Genomic DNA, 14,809 nt, shown 5'->3' on the forward strand with positions numbered 1-14,809 from the left:
TTTAGAGGACCTCCACTTGCCTGTATTTTCTTCTTTGCGCAAAGCCCTGCTGGCCGCTGCCGGCCTGACAATCGCTGTCGGAGCCCAGGCCGCCGGTACGGTGCATATTTATAACTGGTCCGATTACATCGGCGAATCGACCCTGGCCGACTTCGAGAAAGAGACCGGGATCAAACCGGTCTACGACGTTTTCGACTCCAACGAAACCCTGGAAGGCAAGCTGCTCGCCGGGCGCACCGGTTATGACGTGGTCGTGCCGTCGAACCACTTTCTTGGCAAGCAGATCAAGGCGGGCGCGTTCCAGAAGCTCGACAAGGCGCAGCTGCCCAATTATTCCAACCTCGACCCGGTGCTGCTCAAGCGCCTGGAGCAGAACGATCCCGGCAACCTCTACGCCGTACCGTATCTGTGGGGCACCAACGGCATCGGCTACAACGTCGACAAGGTCAAAGCTGTGCTGGGCGTCGACAAGATCGATTCCTGGGCCGTGCTGTTCGAGCCGGAAAACATCAAGAAGCTGCACAGCTGCGGTGTCGCGTTCCTCGATTCGGCTGACGAAATGATGCCGACCATGCTCAATTACCTGGGCCTGAACGCCAACAGCACCAACACCAAGGACTACGAAAAGGCCACCGCCAAGTTGCTCGCGGTGCGTCCCTACGTGACCTATTTCCATTCGTCGAAGTACATCGGCGATCTGGCCAACGGCGACATCTGCGTGGCCATCGGTTTCTCCGGCGATATCTTCCAGGCGAAGAACCGTGCCGAGGAAGCCAAGAAGGGCGTCAACATCGCCTATTCGATTCCGAAAGAGGGCGGCGCGCTGTGGTTCGACATGCTGGCGATCCCCAAGGATTCGTCCAACGTCAAACAGGCCCACGCCTTCATCAATTATTTGCTGAAACCTGAGGTGATCGCCCAGGTCAGTGATTACGTCGGTTACGCCAACCCCAATCCGGGTTCGGACAAGCTGATGGAACAATCCATTCGCACCGATGAAGCGGTTTACCCACCGCAAGCAGTCCTCGACAAGACCTACGTGTCGACCGAGTTGCCAGCCAATATTCAGCGTTTGATGACCCGTAGCTGGACCAAGGTCAAGTCGGGCAAATAACGCACAAACTATCCAGGGTTCGTCTTGCGGGGCGAACTGCTGCTTCTGTTGGGAGTTTCGTAAATGGCAGTTGCCTCCGGCGCCTACAAGAAAGCCCTCGAGGGCGACCAGACACCAAAACAGGTGCTGGTCAAAATCGACCGGGTCACGAAGAAGTTCGACGAGACGATTGCCGTGGACGACGTGTCCCTGGAAATCAAGAAGGGCGAAATTTTTGCTCTGCTCGGCGGTTCGGGATCGGGCAAATCCACCTTGCTACGGATGCTGGCAGGCTTCGAACGGCCCACGGAAGGGCGGATTTTCCTCGACGGCGTCGACATCACCGACATGCCGCCGTACGACCGTCCGATCAACATGATGTTCCAGTCCTACGCTTTGTTCCCGCACATGACCGTGGCGCAGAACATTGCCTTCGGCTTGCAGCAGGACAAGATCCCCAAGGCCGAGATCGACGCCCGCGTGGCCGAGATGCTCAGGCTGGTGCAGATGAGCCAGTACGCCAAGCGCAAGCCGCATCAACTGTCCGGCGGCCAGCGTCAACGCGTGGCCCTGGCCCGTTCGCTGGCCAAGCGGCCGAAGCTGTTGCTGCTCGACGAACCGATGGGCGCACTGGACAAAAAGCTGCGTTCGCAGATGCAGCTGGAACTGGTGGAAATCATCGAGCGCGTCGGCGTGACCTGCGTGATGGTGACCCACGACCAGGAAGAGGCCATGACCATGGCCGAGCGCATCGCGATCATGCACCTGGGCTGGATTGCGCAGATTGGTAGCCCGATTGACATCTACGAAACCCCGACCAGCCGTCTGGTCTGCGAATTCATCGGCAACGTCAACATCTTCGAAGGCGAAGTGATCGACGACGCCGAAGGCCACGCGACCATCACCTGCAAGGACCTCGACCGGCAGATCTACGTCGGCCACGGCATCAGTACCTCGGTGCAGGACAAGTCGGTCACCTACGCGATTCGCCCGGAAAAACTGCTGGTCACCGCCGACATGCCGACCTGCGAGTACAACTGGTCGAGCGGCAAGGTCCACGACATCGCTTATCTGGGCGGGCACTCGGTGTTCTACGTCGAATTGCCGAGCGGCAAACTGGTGCAGTCGTTCGTCGCCAACGCCGAACGTCGCGGCGCGCGTCCGACCTGGGGCGATCAGGTCTACGTGTGGTGGGAAGACGATAGCGGCGTGGTACTTCGCTCATGAACATGCGCAAATTCAAACGCCGTATAAACCGAATCATCCCCAATGGCCGGCAGCTGGTCATCGGGGTGCCGTTCATCTGGCTGTTCCTGTTCTTCATGCTGCCGTTCTTCATCGTTCTGAAGATCAGCTTCGCCGAAGCCGACGTGGCGATCCCGCCGTACACCGAGATCTACACCTACGCCGAGCAGAAGCTGCAACTGCTGCTGAACCTGGGCAACTACGCGTTGCTTGGCGACGACGAACTGTACATCGCCGCCTATCTCGGCTCGCTGAAAATGGCCTTTATCAGCACCGTGCTCTGCCTGCTGATCGGTTACCCGATGGCCTACGCCATCGCCAGCGCGCGCAAGGAGCTGCAAACGGTGCTGGTGCTGCTGATCATGATGCCGACCTGGACGGCGATCCTGATCCGCGTGTACGCGTGGATGGGCATCCTCAGCAACAACGGCCTGCTCAACGGCTTCCTGATGAGCATGGGCCTGATCGACGAGCCGCTGCAGATCCTCAACACCAACCTGGCGGTGTACATCGGGATTGTCTATTCGTACCTGCCGTTCATGATCCTGCCGCTGTACGCCAACTTGGTGAAGCATGATCAGAGTCTGCTGGAAGCCGCGTCGGATCTGGGTTCGAGCACCTTCAACAGCTTCTGGAAAATCACCATTCCGCTGTCCAAGAACGGCATCATTGCCGGCTGCATGCTGGTGTTCATTCCGGTGGTCGGCGAGTTCGTGATCCCGGAACTGCTCGGCGGCCCGGAAACCCTGATGATCGGTAAGGTGCTGTGGCAAGAATTCTTCAACAACCGCGACTGGCCGGTGGCGTCCGCCCTGGCGGTGGTGATGCTGGCGATCCTGATTGTGCCGATCATTCTGTTCAACCGCAGTCAGGCCAAGGAAATGGAGGGTAAAGAATGAAGCGCTTCCGTTTCTCCAGCCTGATGCTGGTATTGGGTCTGATCTTCATCTATCTGCCGATGCTGATCCTGGTGATCTACTCGTTCAACGCCTCGAAACTGGTGACGGTGTGGGGCGGCTGGTCGATCAAGTGGTACGTCGGCCTGCTCGACAACTCGCAATTGATGGGCTCGGTGTTGCGCTCGCTGGAAATCGCCTGTTACACCGCCGTGGCGGCGGTGGCACTGGGTACCCTGGCAGCGTTCGTGCTGACCCGTATCACGCGCTTCAAGGGCCGTACGCTGTTCGGTGGCCTGGTGACTGCGCCGTTGGTGATGCCGGAAGTGATCACCGGTCTGTCGCTGTTGCTGCTGTTCGTGGCCATGGCCCAAATGATCGGCTGGCCGCAGGAGCGCGGCATCGTCACCATCTGGATCGCCCACACCACGTTCTGCGCCGCGTATGTGGCGGTGGTGGTGTCAGCGCGCTTGCGTGAGCTGGACCTGTCGATCGAAGAGGCGGCGATGGACTTGGGCGCGCGGCCGTGGAAGGTGTTCTTCCTGATCACCATCCCGATGATCGCGCCATCACTGGCGGCAGGCGGGATGATGTCGTTCGCGCTGTCGCTGGATGACCTGGTGCTGGCGAGCTTCGTGTCCGGCCCGGGTTCGACGACCCTGCCGATGGAAGTGTTCTCGGCCGTGCGCCTGGGTGTGAAACCGGAAATCAACGCCGTGGCCAGCCTGATTCTGCTGGCGGTGTCGCTGGTGACCTTCCTCGTCTGGTTCTTCAGCCGCCGCGCCGAAGAAGCCCGCAAGAAAGCCATCCAGCAAGCCATCGAAGAAAGCGCTGCCGATTCGTGGAAACAACCGGACGCACGCCGCGCGCCAGCGCCGGAAGCGGCCTAAGCAATATCAGGTTGGCCTCAACCTCGAGGCCAACCTGGTTGTAAATGTGGGAGCGAGCCTGCTCGCGAAGACAGAGTGTCAGTCGACTCAGATGTCGGCTGACACAGCGCTTTCGCGAGCAGGCTCGCTCCCACATTTGGAATGCAATCTCCTGTGGGAGCGAGCTTGCTCGCGAAAGGGCCGGTGCAGATTGCATCAATCTATCGCGCAGCCCGCGCAGGCAACAGCTTCAACGTACTGCGTGTATTCGCCAGCACCTCTTCCTCGCTGAAATGCGCCTGCACATAAATCCCTTCTACATACGCTTCAGCCTGATCGTCATAGTGACTGTCCAGCGGTACGCCGCTCTGGCCGACCGGATTGATTGTCAGGCCATGTACCGGATCGGCGAAGTCCACCAGGCGTCGGGTCGACGGTCCATACGTCACCGGCCACGGCGCCGGGCCGATCTTTGCCGAGAGGTTGTTCGGCACTTCGTGGCTGCCCGGCGCTGCGAACGGGCCGACGTTGAACAGGCGATCCAGCGGCTTCTGCTGCCCCAGCGGATGGCCGTGAGTCAGGGTGTGCGCCGCGCCCCACTGCCAACCGGCCACGTTATCGCCGAGGGTCAGTTTCAGATGCGCCATGCTTGCCGCCCACGCCGTGCGCACGACATCGGCGCGGGTTTCTTTGGCCGGCGTGCTGCGATTGTCCCACCACCGTGAGTCCGCCTTGACCGCCAGGCGTGGCAACGCCGAATCGATTACCCGCGTCGACAGCAGTGTCTCGAAGAAGTCATTGCCCAACTCATCGCGCATCGCCGCATCGGCAAGGTCGTAGAGGAATTGGTTGAACACCGTCGCGCTGATCGAATTCAGCGGATAGTCGCCGGGCCACTGCGCCAGTTGCTCGACCAGTTTCAGCTGCGCCGGATCACTCACCACCTCACGCAACACCGGCAACAGTGGCGCCAACAGACGCGGGCCGTAACCGGTCGCCGTGCCCAGCTGCAGTTGCTGGTTGGCCTCGTTGCTCCACTTCACCCGGTTGTCGCTGAGCTGACGGTCAAGCTGCTGACCGCGATCGGCAAGGTTGTAATAACCGGGAATCTCCATGCCGGTCGGCGACACGGGCTGGAAGTTGGCCGAGACGATATAGCCGCGCGCCGGGTTTTCTTCCTGCGGGTTGGCGCTGAACGGGTAGTAGCCGTCCTTGTCCGCTTCGGGCGTGCTGCCGTCGAGGATGAAGCCCGGTTGCACCCCGGCCGGACGTTTGGGCAGCAGGGCCGAGGCCCACCAGGCGATATCGCCTTTGGCGTTGGCGTACACCAGATTCAGGCCCGGCGCCTGCACCTTGGCCGCTGCCGCGCGGGCCTTGGCCAAGGTGTCGGCGCGGTTGAGCTGGTAGAAGCCGTCGAGGATCGGGTTAGGTGTTTCGAGGAAGGCCCACCACATCGCGATCGGGGTCTTGCCGGCGGCGCTGCCAAGAGCATCGTTGACGATTGGCCCGTGCGGGGACTGGCGCAAGGTGAGAGTCACCGGCGCCTGACCCTTTACATTGATCTGTTGTTCGCTGAGGAGCATCTCGGTCCACTGGCCGCGATACCAGACCTGATTGGGGTTGGCCGGGTTGACCTTCTCGGCGATCAGATCGAGGTCATCGTTCTGGAACATGGTCAGGCTCCAGCCGAAATCGAGGTTGTGTCCCAGAAACGCGAACGGCACCAGTGCCTGATGATGGCCGTACAACTCGAAACCCGGCGCCGACAGCTGCGCCTCGTACCACACCGACGGCACCGAGAAACGAATATGCGGATCGCCGGCCAGCAACGGCTTGCCACTCTGGCTGCGGCTGCCGGCAATCACCCAGGCGTTGCTGCCCTCGAACTGCGGCAGGCCGTTGTCGAGCAGCGCCTGTTCGCTGAGGCGGGCGAGGGCGGTGAGGTCCTGCCAGTCGCCGGCGGCGAGGGCCGGTGCGTGCCGGGTGTGATCGGTGGCCAGAACGCCTTTGGCCTGCCAGTCGAGATCGAAGACATTGAGGTAATCGGCGCCGAGCTGATCGCGCACGTAGGTCAGCAGCGGCTCGGTGCGAAACGCGGCGGCAAAGCTGTAGGCCATGTAACCGGCGACGCTGATGCTGTCTTCGGCCGTGAACGGCCGCTTGGGGATGCCCAGCACGTCGAACTCGATCGGCGCGGCGTGGCTGTCCTGATATTGGTTGATGCCGTCCAGATAGGCTTGCAGGCCCTTCCACGCCGGCGACTGCTTGTCGAGGCTAGCGACGTAACTGGCCGCACGCTCGCGAATGCGCAGGCTGCGAAACAGTTTGTCGGTGTCGAGCAGTTTCGGCCCGAGCACTTCGGCCAGCTCACCGCGGGCGAGGCGGCGCATGGCTTCCATCTGGAACAGACGATCCTGCGCGTGCACATAACCGAGGGCGCGATAGAGGTCGGTTTCGTTCTCGGCGCGGATATGCGGCACACCGCGCTCGTCATAGCGCACGGTCACCGAGCCTTGCAGGTTGCGCAGCTCGACCTGGCCCTGGCGCGTCGGCTGCTTGCTGTAGATATACCCGCCGGCGGCGCCGAGCAGGACAACGATGAGCAAGGCAACGACGATCAACGCACGCTTCATGGTGACTCCTTGTGCAGGCGGGAAGGCCACCCGTCGGGCTGCAAACATTTAGCACAGAGCATCTGTGCGGTGCAGCGCTGTCCTTGAAAAGTCCGGAATGCCTTACTTCGCGTCCGGCTGCCATGGGCAATAACAACCCACCGCCAAGGTGTGGGTAGCATTGACCGGGCGATCTTCCGTCAGGGCATGCAGGATCGGTTCGATAAAGCTGTTGCTGGAGTTGCAGGTCAGGCCTTCGCTGTACGGGCCGAAGTAGGCGAGTTTGCCGCTGCGATCCCAGATCGCCACGGCAGGGCTGGCGGGGATCTGTTCGGCGCCGGGCAGGACGACGATGGTTTTCAGGCTGGCGAGGGTGGCGGGCAACTGGCCGTGGCTGCCGGGCTTTTGCACGGCGAAGAACTCCACGCCACGCGCGCCGAACTGTTCGACCATCTCGCTCAGGTGCTGTTGATTGCCGACATTGCACGGACAGGCCGGGTCCCAGAAGTGCACGAGGCGGATATTTCCCGGCCCGGCGAGGTTGTCCGGCAGGCGCAGCGGGTCGCCGGAAAATACCGCCGTATGTTCGCTGAACGCGCGCAGGTAGCGGCCCTGAAACCAGTCATATGCCGCCCACAACACCCCGGCGCAGATAAGCGCGAGCAGGCTGGCGAACAGTGCGGTGCGGTAGGGCGAGCGCATGGTTTTCGATCCTCGAAAGGCCGGCTAGCTTGCCATGTCTGCCTCTACAGATGAATATCGCAGGCCGATAAAGTCCGTTTACCGTTCTGGAATGTCCGCATGCCTGATACTTTCGACCCCGATCATTTACGCGCGAGCCTCAAGCCATTGGCCGAGTGGCAGCCGTTATCGGATGAGGCGAAGGCTTATCAGCGCTTCTACAAGACCGACTTCGCCGAGCGCGATGTCTGGCGCGGCATGGGTCGTTTCGAAGTCGATGGCTACGAGCTGGTCAGCCATTGCTGGTGGCCGGAGAAGGTCAAGGCGACGCTGTTTCTGCTCCACGGTTACTACGATCACATCGGCCTGTACCGGCATGTGATCGAGTGGGCGCTGGATCAGGATTTCGCCGTGATCGCCTGCGACTTGCCGGGCCATGGTCTGTCGAGCGGGCCACGGGCAAGCATTCGTGATTTCGCTGAATACCAGGACGTGTTGCAGGCGCTGTTCGCTGAAGCGAACTCGATCGCGCTGCCGCAGCCTTGGCATTTGTGCGGGCAAAGCACCGGTGGCGCGATTGTCGTCGATCATCTACTCAACCATGGCGAGAACAGCCCGGCGCAGGGGCAGGTGATTCTGCTGGCGCCGTTGGTGCGACCGAGGGCGTGGGGCTGGTCGCAGTTGAGTTATTACCTGCTGCGGCCGTTTGTACGCGGTGTGGCGCGACGCTTCAGCGAGAATTCCAACGATCCGGACTTTCTGCCGTTTCTGCAGGCCGATCCGTTACAGCCAAGGCGACTGCCGACGAAATGGGTGGGCGCGCTGTCGCGCTGGATCATCCGCGTCGAGCACGCGAAAAAAGTCCGCGACGGCCGCTGATCATTCAGGGGCAGGCGGACATGACTGTCGACTGGCAGCACAATCTGCAGGTGTTGAAATGGAAGTTCGACCGGCCGCAGATTCTGCTGTTGGCCGAGGCACGGCATCACCTGGCCAATGAAACGGCGGAGATGCGTGAGGAGTATTTCGAGTTCTTGAGCAAGCGGATCAGGGGCCGGAATCTCTGAAGCGTTAAGGCAAGATCAAAGATCGCAGCCTTCGGCAGCTCCTACAGGGGGACGCGTTTCAATGTAGGAGCTGCCGAAGGCTGCGATCTTTAAGGTTGGCCGACCGCCAACCCCGCCCGAATCGCCGCCAGTGCCGCCTGGTAGTAAGCCTTGCCCTCGGTCGACTCGGCAAACGTCGCAAACTCTTCCAGCTCTTCATCCGACAAATCGCGATAGACGTAGAGCAACGTGTTGTTCAGATCGGCGCCGATCTGATCCATCAGCCGCTGGCGCTGACCGTTCAACATGCCCTGTGCCTGTCCACCGCCAAGCAATCCCGGAATCATCGAACTCAAGCTGTCCGCTGCCACGCCGGCAATCGCCAGGCTGACCTCGGCGCCAGCCTCACGGGCCGGCAGGGCCTGGGCGAGATGGCCGATGATCAGCAAGCGACTGTCGCTGGCCTGCATCTTCGGCAGGCCCTGGGCATTTTTTGCCAGTTGATCGCGACGGGTTGCGAGCAGTTCGGCGGCGACGATTTTCTTGCCCAGTGGTGACTGGAAGAAGGTCAGCGCCGGTTTCGGGTCGGCGAGTTTCTGCCGCAGTTGCGCTTCGGCACGCTGATCCATGGCCTGCGCGGCGAAGCGCTGATTGCTGTTGTTGACCAGCGCCTGAAATACCGCAGGCGGCAGGCTGTTCTGATAGCGCTGCTGGGCGGCGCTCAGGGCATCGTTGAAATGCGCGCGTTGTTCTGGCCAGCCGGCGACCTTGTACAACTGATCGTGGCCGTCCGCCCAGGCGGGCAATACGCAGAACATCAACAGTGAAAAAAGCAAACGGCGCATAGGGACTCCTGTCAGCAGCGGACTATTGTCCGTGCGGTGCCGGTACTTGTCGAGAATTCGTAGCAAGGCGCTGCGTGGCTCTGTCGGATTTGTTGCCGTCGGCATACTATGCGCGCCATGCCGATATCCTCTGAACACCCGCTGCTGTTACGCATTGTCGACGACCTGGCCGAACACGGCTGGTCGCAGCAGAACATCTTCCTGCCCGCCGATCTGACCCGGGCGCTGGCGGCCGAGTGCCGTAAACGTGAAGCCGAGGGTGAGCTGGCGCCGGCGGCGGTCGGACGCGGGCCGTTCTCGGAGATTCGCGAGGGTATTCGCGGCGATCACATCCAGTGGATCGACCCGGGTCAGGCCGACGCCACTGACCGTTACCTGAGCCTGATGGACAGTCTGCGCGAGGCGCTCAATCGCGGCTTGTTTCTGGGACTTGAAGATTTCGAATGCCATTTCGCCCTGTACCCGCCCGGCGCGTTTTACCTCAAGCACCTCGACCGCTTTCGCGATGATGACCGGCGCATGGTCTCGGCCGTCATCTACCTCAACGACGCCTGGCTGCCGGAGGACGGCGGACAGTTGCGCATGTACCTGGGCGATGAGCGCGTGCACGACGTGCAGCCGACCGGCGGCTGCCTGGTGGTGTTTCTCTCCGGCGAAGTGCCTCACGAAGTACTGCCGGCCCATCGCGAGCGCCTGTCGCTGACTGGCTGGTTCCGTCGCCGTGGCAACGAGCCGTTCTGAACATGGAAAAGATCCTGGTCAGTCGCTGCCTGCTGGGCCATCGCGTGCGCTATGACGGTGGCGCGAGCGGGCCGTTTGATCTGCTTGAGCAATGGATCGAAGAAGGGCGGGTAGTGCCGTTGTGTCCTGAGGTGGCCGGAGGATTGCCGACGCCGCGGGCGGCGGCGGAGATTCCTGGCGGGCAGGGTGTTGAGGTGCTGGATGGCATTGCCGCAGTCATCACTACTGAGGGCGAGGATGTCAGCGCGCAATTTCTCGAGGGGGCGCGGCAAGCGCTGGAACTGGTGCAAAAGCACGGCATTCGGGTGGCGGTGCTCAAGGCCAACAGCCCCTCTTGCGGGAATCTGTTGACGTATGACGGCACGTTCAGTGGGGTCAGAGTCAGTGGCGAAGGGGTGACGGCGGCGTTGCTCAAGCGTCATGGGGTTCGGGTTTTCAGTGAACTTGAGCTGGCTGAGGCGGCGGTGACTCTGGCGGCTTTGGACTGATCAGCCATCGTTGCCCTCACCCCAGCCCTCTCCCGGGGGAGAGGGGGCCGACCGAGGTGTCTGGCGCTGTCCATCGACCTGAAATACCTTGGCGACCAGGGATTCGACAAAGCCATGATCAGTCGATTTCGGATTCGGTATAGCAATCCCAAGTCGGCGTACCTCTAAAGCATCCCCGGATCAGTTCCCTCTCCCTCCGGGAGAGGGTTAGGGTGAGGGGCTCTTACGGTTTCAACCACTTCTCGGACAGCGCCGCCAACCGCCCATCCGCCTTGATCCGTTCCAGCGCGCTCTTGAGGCTGGCCTGAAATGCCGGATTACCCTTCTGAAACGGGATCGCCAACTCGACCGGCGCTGCCGCTTTCGGCTTCGCTTCGGTCAACGCCTGCACCAGCACCAGCGGCCGCGGCGTCTCGTCCTTCTTCGCCAGCAACTGCCCGTCGACCTCGCCGTACGGCTCGCTGAAGTCGAAACGATCCTTGAGTTCGGGTGTCAGTGCTATGTGGTTGAGCGCGACATCGTATTTGCCGCTTTCAACGCCCTGGAGCAGGTCGCCCTCGTCGGTGACGATGAAGTCGGCGCGTACATCCAGCTCTTGGGCCAGAAGTTGCCCAAGCTCGACCTCGAACCCCGTGAGGGTGTCGCCTTCCTTGTAATTGAAGGGCGGTGTATTAGCCTCAAGGGCTATGCGCAGCTCGCCACGGTCGTTGACGTCATCAATCAGTTCGGCGTGAGCCAGTGGGCTCAGAAAGGGTAGCAGGCAGATCAGGCCAGGCAGCAAGCGCATGGTCACTCCTTTGAAATCATTATCGCGACGCTCTGATTCAGGCTCGCTTTGCTATGGTTGTCGAGTGCCTTCGACAACGAATGGTCATGAAGTTGTCATGGCCGTGCGGATTTTACGGAAAAACTGGAGAAGAAAATGAAAAGCTTTTTGTCACGTGCAGCGTTGGCCGGTGTGCTGATGGGTGTTTCGGTGCTGGCCAGTGCGGCGACACCGGCGCCGAAGGATGCTGAAGTGTTCATCGTCTCTCCCGAGGACGGCGCCACCGTCTCGCAGGAATTCAAGGTCAAGTTCGGCGTCAAGAACATCGCGCTGGCCCCGGCGGGTGACACCACCAGGAACACCGGCCACCATCACCTGCTGATCGACGTCGACGACCTGCCGGCCGAAGGCGCGCCGATCCCGACTGACGCTCACCACATGCATTTCGGCAAGGCGCAGACCGAAGCCACGATCAAACTGGCCCCGGGCAAGCACACCTTGCAACTGATCCTCGGCGACAGCGGCCACATGCCGTTCGACCCATCGATCGTTTCGGAAAAAATCACGGTCAACGTGAAATAAAAAAGGAGCCCTGCGGGGCTCCCTTTTTATTCAGCTTCAAGTGGCTAGCTGCAAGCGGCAAGTAAAGGCAAAGCGCTTTCACTTGCCGCTTGCAGCTGCTTTTAGAAAAGCACCCGACTACGGATAGTACCGTTGACGTGCTGCAGCTTCTCTTGCGCCAGCTCCGAGTATTCGGCATCGACGTCGATCACCACGTAGCCGACTTTCTCGTTGGTCTGCAGGAACTGACCGGAGATGTTGATGCCGTTTTCGGCGAAGACCTTGTTGATCTCGCTCATCACACCCGGGATGTTCTCGTGGATGTGCAGCAGGCGGTGCTTGCCAGGGTGAGCCGGCAGGGCCACTTCCGGGAAGTTGACCGACGACACCGAGGTACCGTTGTCGCTGTACTTGACCAGTTTCTCTGCCACTTCCAGACCGATGTTGGCTTGCGCTTCGGCGGTCGAGCCACCGATGTGCGGGGTCAGGATCACGTTGTCGAGGCCACGCAGCGGGCTTTCGAACTCTTCGTCGTTGGAGCGGGGCTCCACCGGGAACACGTCGATGGCCGCGCCGATCAGGTGCTTGTCCTTGATCGCGTCCGCCAGGGCGTCGAGCTCGACCACGGTGCCACGTGCAGCGTTGATCAGGATGCCGCCCTTCTTGATGGCGCGGATTTCCTTCTCGCCGATCATCCACTGAGTGGCGGCGGTTTCCGGTACGTGCAGGGTGACGATGTCGGACATGCCCAGCAGCTCGTGCAGATTGTTGACCTGCGTAGCGTTGCCCAGTGGCAGCTTGGTCACGGTGTCATAGAAGAACACTTGCATGCCCAGACCTTCAGCCAGCACCGACAACTGCGTGCCGATCGAGCCGTAGCCGACGATGCCCAGCTTCTTGCCACGGATCTCGAACGAGTTGGCAGCGGACTTGATCCAGCCGCCACGGTGGCAGGAGGCATTTTTCTCAGGGATGCCGCGCAGCAGCAGGATCGCTTCGGCCAGTACCAGCTCGGCTACGGAACGGGTGTTGGAGTACGGCGCGTTGAACACGGCAATACCGCGCTCGCGGGCCGCACTGAGGTCAACCTGGTTGGTGCCGATGCAGAAACAGCCGACCGCGACCAGTTTCTTCGCGTGATCGAAGATCTCTTCGGTCAGTTGCGTGCGCGAGCGAATGCCGATGAAGTGAGCGTCAGCAATCTTTTCCTTGAGCTGGGCTTCCGGCAAGGAACCAGTCAGGTATTCGATGCTGGTGTAGCCCGCCGCCTTGAGGACGTCGACAGCCGATTGGTGGACGCCTTCGAGAAGAAGGAACTTGATCTTGCTCTTATCGAGAGAAGTCTTGCTCATCTGCGTAAACCTGTATCCCGGAGAAAAATGGCAGGGAGGGAGCAGCCTGGAGCTGACCCGCACGGCAACAAAGCCGTCACCGCGGATCTGGCCTTGGGCACTGTCCTGCGGGGTCGGTATGCTAGCATAGCCACCCCGCTAAACACTCATTCCTGCGACGTGAAGCGTTCTCAGGATGACCATGAATTGTTCGAGAGTTCTGTCGATGACCAATCCTGCGCTGATTGATGAACTGAAGACCCTGGTTGAGCCTGGCAAAGTCCTCACCGACGCCGACTCCCTGAACACTTACGGCAAGGATTGGACCAAGCACTTCGCCCCGGCACCGAGCGCCATCGTGTTTCCCAAGACCATCGAGCAAGTGCAGGCCGTGGTGCGTTGGGCCAACACCCACAAAATTGCGCTGGTGCCGTCCGGCGGGCGCACCGGGTTGTCCGCCGCTGCGGTGGCGGCCAATGGCGAAGTGGTGGTTTCGTTCGATTACATGAACCAGATTCTCGACGTCAACCTCACCGACCGCACTGCCGTGTGCCAACCGGGCGTGGTCACTGAGCATCTGCAGAACGTCGCCGAAGAAAACGGCCTGTACTATCCGGTCGACTTCGCCTCGGCAGGTTCCAGCCAGATTGGCGGCAATATCGGCACCAATGCCGGCGGGATCAAAGTGATTCGCTACGGCATGACCCGCAACTGGGTGGCCGGCATGAAAGTCGTCACCGGCAAGGGCGATGTGCTCGAACTGAACAAGGACCTGATCAAGAACGCCACCGGTTACGACTTGCGTCAGCTGTTCATCGGCGCCGAAGGCACCCTTGGTTTCGTCGTCGAAGCGACCATGCGCCTTGATCGCGCGCCGAAAAACCTCACGGCGATGGTCCTCGGTACCGCCGATTTCGATTCGATCATGCCGGTGCTGCATGCCTTCCAGAGCAAGCTCGACCTGACTGCGTTCGAATTCTTCTCCGACAAGGCGCTGGCCAAGGTCATGGGCCGTGGCGACGTGCCGGCGCCATTCGACACCGAGTGCCCGTTCTACGCCCTGCTGGAATTCGAAGCGACTACCGAAGAAGTGGCCAACAGCGCGCTGGAAACCTTCGAACACTGCGTTGAACAGGGCTGGGTGCTCGACGGCGTGATGAGCCAGAGCGAAACCCAACTGCACAATCTGTGGAAGCTGCGCGAGTACATCTCCGAAACCATTTCCCACTGGACGCCGTACAAGAACGACATCTCGGTTACCGTCTCGAAAGTGCCGGCGTTCCTGCGCGAAATCGATGCGATCGTTGGCGAGCACTACCCGGATTTCGAAATCGTCTGGTTCGGCCACATCGGCGACGGCAATCTGCACCTGAACATCCTCAAGCCGGAAAATCTGAGCAAGGACGAGTTCTTCGCCAAGTGCGCCACCGTCAACAAGTGGGTGTTCGAAACCGTCGAGAAATACAACGGCTCGATCTCGGCTGAGCACGGCGTCGGTATGACCAAGCGCGATTACCTGACCTACAGCCGCTCGCCGGCCGAGATCGAGTACATGAAAGCGGTCAAGGCAGTGTTCGACCCGAACGGCATCATGAACCCGGGCAAGATTTTCCCGGTTTGATCGGTAATCTCTGT

The 14,809-nt window shown here is 60.8% G+C and carries 13 protein-coding genes and 1 pseudogene; 9 read left to right on the top strand and 5 right to left on the bottom strand.

Features of this window, described 5'->3' with window-relative positions; all coding sequences use genetic code 11:
* Window positions 1–16: 16 nt before the first annotated feature.
* From ACZZ0K_RS25460 to ACZZ0K_RS25475, 4 genes are all read left to right on the top strand, one after another.
* Window positions 17–1,114, top strand: coding sequence for a polyamine ABC transporter substrate-binding protein (locus ACZZ0K_RS25460; RefSeq protein WP_290128311.1), 1,098 nt, complete (start codon window positions 17–19; stop codon window positions 1,112–1,114).
* 63 nt (window positions 1,115–1,177) lie between these two features.
* Window positions 1,178–2,320: an ABC transporter ATP-binding protein gene (locus ACZZ0K_RS25465; RefSeq protein ID WP_258707323.1), complete on the top strand. Its 1,143-nt coding sequence runs from the start codon at window positions 1,178–1,180 to the stop codon at window positions 2,318–2,320.
* A gap of 35 nt (window positions 2,321–2,355) precedes the next feature.
* Entirely contained in the window at window positions 2,356–3,237 is an 882-nt protein-coding gene (locus ACZZ0K_RS25470) for an ABC transporter permease subunit (RefSeq protein WP_177327003.1), read from the top strand.
* Window positions 3,234–4,124: an ABC transporter permease subunit gene (locus ACZZ0K_RS25475; RefSeq protein WP_056786237.1), complete on the top strand. Its 891-nt coding sequence runs from the start codon at window positions 3,234–3,236 to the stop codon at window positions 4,122–4,124. The genes ACZZ0K_RS25470 and ACZZ0K_RS25475 overlap by 4 nt, the downstream gene beginning before the upstream one ends.
* Window positions 4,125–4,324: 200 nt before the next feature.
* Here the strand turns inward: ACZZ0K_RS25475 and ACZZ0K_RS25480 are convergent, their stop codons facing one another.
* Window positions 4,325–6,736: a penicillin acylase family protein gene (locus tag ACZZ0K_RS25480; protein WP_463559606.1), complete on the bottom strand. Its 2,412-nt coding sequence runs from the start codon at window positions 6,734–6,736 to the stop codon at window positions 4,325–4,327.
* Between the two features lie 102 nt (window positions 6,737–6,838).
* Window positions 6,839–7,417, bottom strand: coding sequence for a DUF6436 domain-containing protein (locus ACZZ0K_RS25485; protein WP_258707321.1), 579 nt, complete (start codon window positions 7,415–7,417; stop codon window positions 6,839–6,841).
* Window positions 7,418–7,516: 99 nt separating this feature from the next.
* Here ACZZ0K_RS25485 and bipL point away from each other — a divergent pair.
* Window positions 7,517–8,463, top strand: a pseudogene (gene bipL / locus ACZZ0K_RS25490) (phospholipase BipL).
* Between the two features lie 89 nt (window positions 8,464–8,552).
* On the opposite strand, the gene ACZZ0K_RS25495 reads toward bipL, so the two are convergent.
* On the bottom strand, window positions 8,553–9,287 hold the full coding sequence (locus ACZZ0K_RS25495) for a DUF2059 domain-containing protein (RefSeq protein WP_041476866.1): 735 nt from the start codon (window positions 9,285–9,287) through the stop codon (window positions 8,553–8,555).
* Between the two features lie 108 nt (window positions 9,288–9,395).
* On the opposite strand from ACZZ0K_RS25495, the gene ACZZ0K_RS25500 reads away from it, so the two are divergent.
* Window positions 9,396–10,028: a 2OG-Fe(II) oxygenase gene (locus tag ACZZ0K_RS25500; protein WP_041476865.1), complete on the top strand. Its 633-nt coding sequence runs from the start codon at window positions 9,396–9,398 to the stop codon at window positions 10,026–10,028.
* A 2-nt stretch (window positions 10,029–10,030) separates the two neighbouring features.
* Window positions 10,031–10,516: a 2-thiouracil desulfurase family protein gene (locus ACZZ0K_RS25505; RefSeq protein WP_252879062.1), complete on the top strand. Its 486-nt coding sequence runs from the start codon at window positions 10,031–10,033 to the stop codon at window positions 10,514–10,516.
* A gap of 223 nt (window positions 10,517–10,739) precedes the next feature.
* Here the strand turns inward: ACZZ0K_RS25505 and ACZZ0K_RS25510 are convergent, their stop codons facing one another.
* Window positions 10,740–11,303 carry a transporter substrate-binding domain-containing protein gene (locus ACZZ0K_RS25510; RefSeq protein WP_258707320.1) on the bottom strand — a complete coding sequence of 188 codons (564 nt, stop codon included), beginning with the start codon at window positions 11,301–11,303 and terminating at the stop codon, window positions 10,740–10,742.
* 135 nt (window positions 11,304–11,438) lie between these two features.
* On the opposite strand from ACZZ0K_RS25510, the gene ACZZ0K_RS25515 reads away from it, so the two are divergent.
* Window positions 11,439–11,864 (top strand): DUF4399 domain-containing protein, encoded by a 426-nt coding sequence (locus ACZZ0K_RS25515; protein ID WP_258707319.1) that lies wholly within the window; start codon window positions 11,439–11,441, stop codon window positions 11,862–11,864.
* A gap of 101 nt (window positions 11,865–11,965) precedes the next feature.
* Here ACZZ0K_RS25515 and serA read toward each other — a convergent pair whose 3' ends face one another.
* Entirely contained in the window at window positions 11,966–13,195 is a 1,230-nt protein-coding gene (serA, locus tag ACZZ0K_RS25520; protein WP_024014707.1) for a phosphoglycerate dehydrogenase, read from the bottom strand.
* Window positions 13,196–13,400: 205 nt separating this feature from the next.
* On the opposite strand from serA, the gene ACZZ0K_RS25525 reads away from it, so the two are divergent.
* Window positions 13,401–14,795 carry an FAD-binding oxidoreductase gene (locus tag ACZZ0K_RS25525; RefSeq protein WP_258707318.1) on the top strand — a complete coding sequence of 465 codons (1,395 nt, stop codon included), beginning with the start codon at window positions 13,401–13,403 and terminating at the stop codon, window positions 14,793–14,795.
* Window positions 14,796–14,809: the final 14 nt, after the last annotated feature.

It is taken from the genome of Pseudomonas sp. AC255, from assembly GCF_979258175.1.

Coding starts and splice junctions, on each gene's coding strand:
- ACZZ0K_RS25465 (WP_258707323.1), top strand. CDS start 1,178: ATGGCAGTTGCCTCCGGCGCCTACAAGAAAGCCCTCGAGGGCGACCAG.
- ACZZ0K_RS25475 (WP_056786237.1), top strand. CDS start 3,234: ATGAAGCGCTTCCGTTTCTCCAGCCTGATGCTGGTATTGGGTCTGATC.
- ACZZ0K_RS25480 (WP_463559606.1), bottom strand. CDS start 6,736: ATGAAGCGTGCGTTGATCGTCGTTGCCTTGCTCATCGTTGTCCTGCTC.
- ACZZ0K_RS25485 (WP_258707321.1), bottom strand. CDS start 7,417: ATGCGCTCGCCCTACCGCACCGCACTGTTCGCCAGCCTGCTCGCGCTT.
- ACZZ0K_RS25495 (WP_041476866.1), bottom strand. CDS start 9,287: ATGCGCCGTTTGCTTTTTTCACTGTTGATGTTCTGCGTATTGCCCGCC.
- ACZZ0K_RS25500 (WP_041476865.1), top strand. CDS start 9,396: ATGCGCGCCATGCCGATATCCTCTGAACACCCGCTGCTGTTACGCATT.
- ACZZ0K_RS25505 (WP_252879062.1), top strand. CDS start 10,031: ATGGAAAAGATCCTGGTCAGTCGCTGCCTGCTGGGCCATCGCGTGCGC.
- ACZZ0K_RS25510 (WP_258707320.1), bottom strand. CDS start 11,303: ATGCGCTTGCTGCCTGGCCTGATCTGCCTGCTACCCTTTCTGAGCCCA.
- ACZZ0K_RS25515 (WP_258707319.1), top strand. CDS start 11,439: ATGAAAAGCTTTTTGTCACGTGCAGCGTTGGCCGGTGTGCTGATGGGT.
- serA (WP_024014707.1), bottom strand. CDS start 13,195: ATGAGCAAGACTTCTCTCGATAAGAGCAAGATCAAGTTCCTTCTTCTC.
- ACZZ0K_RS25525 (WP_258707318.1), top strand. CDS start 13,401: ATGACCAATCCTGCGCTGATTGATGAACTGAAGACCCTGGTTGAGCCT.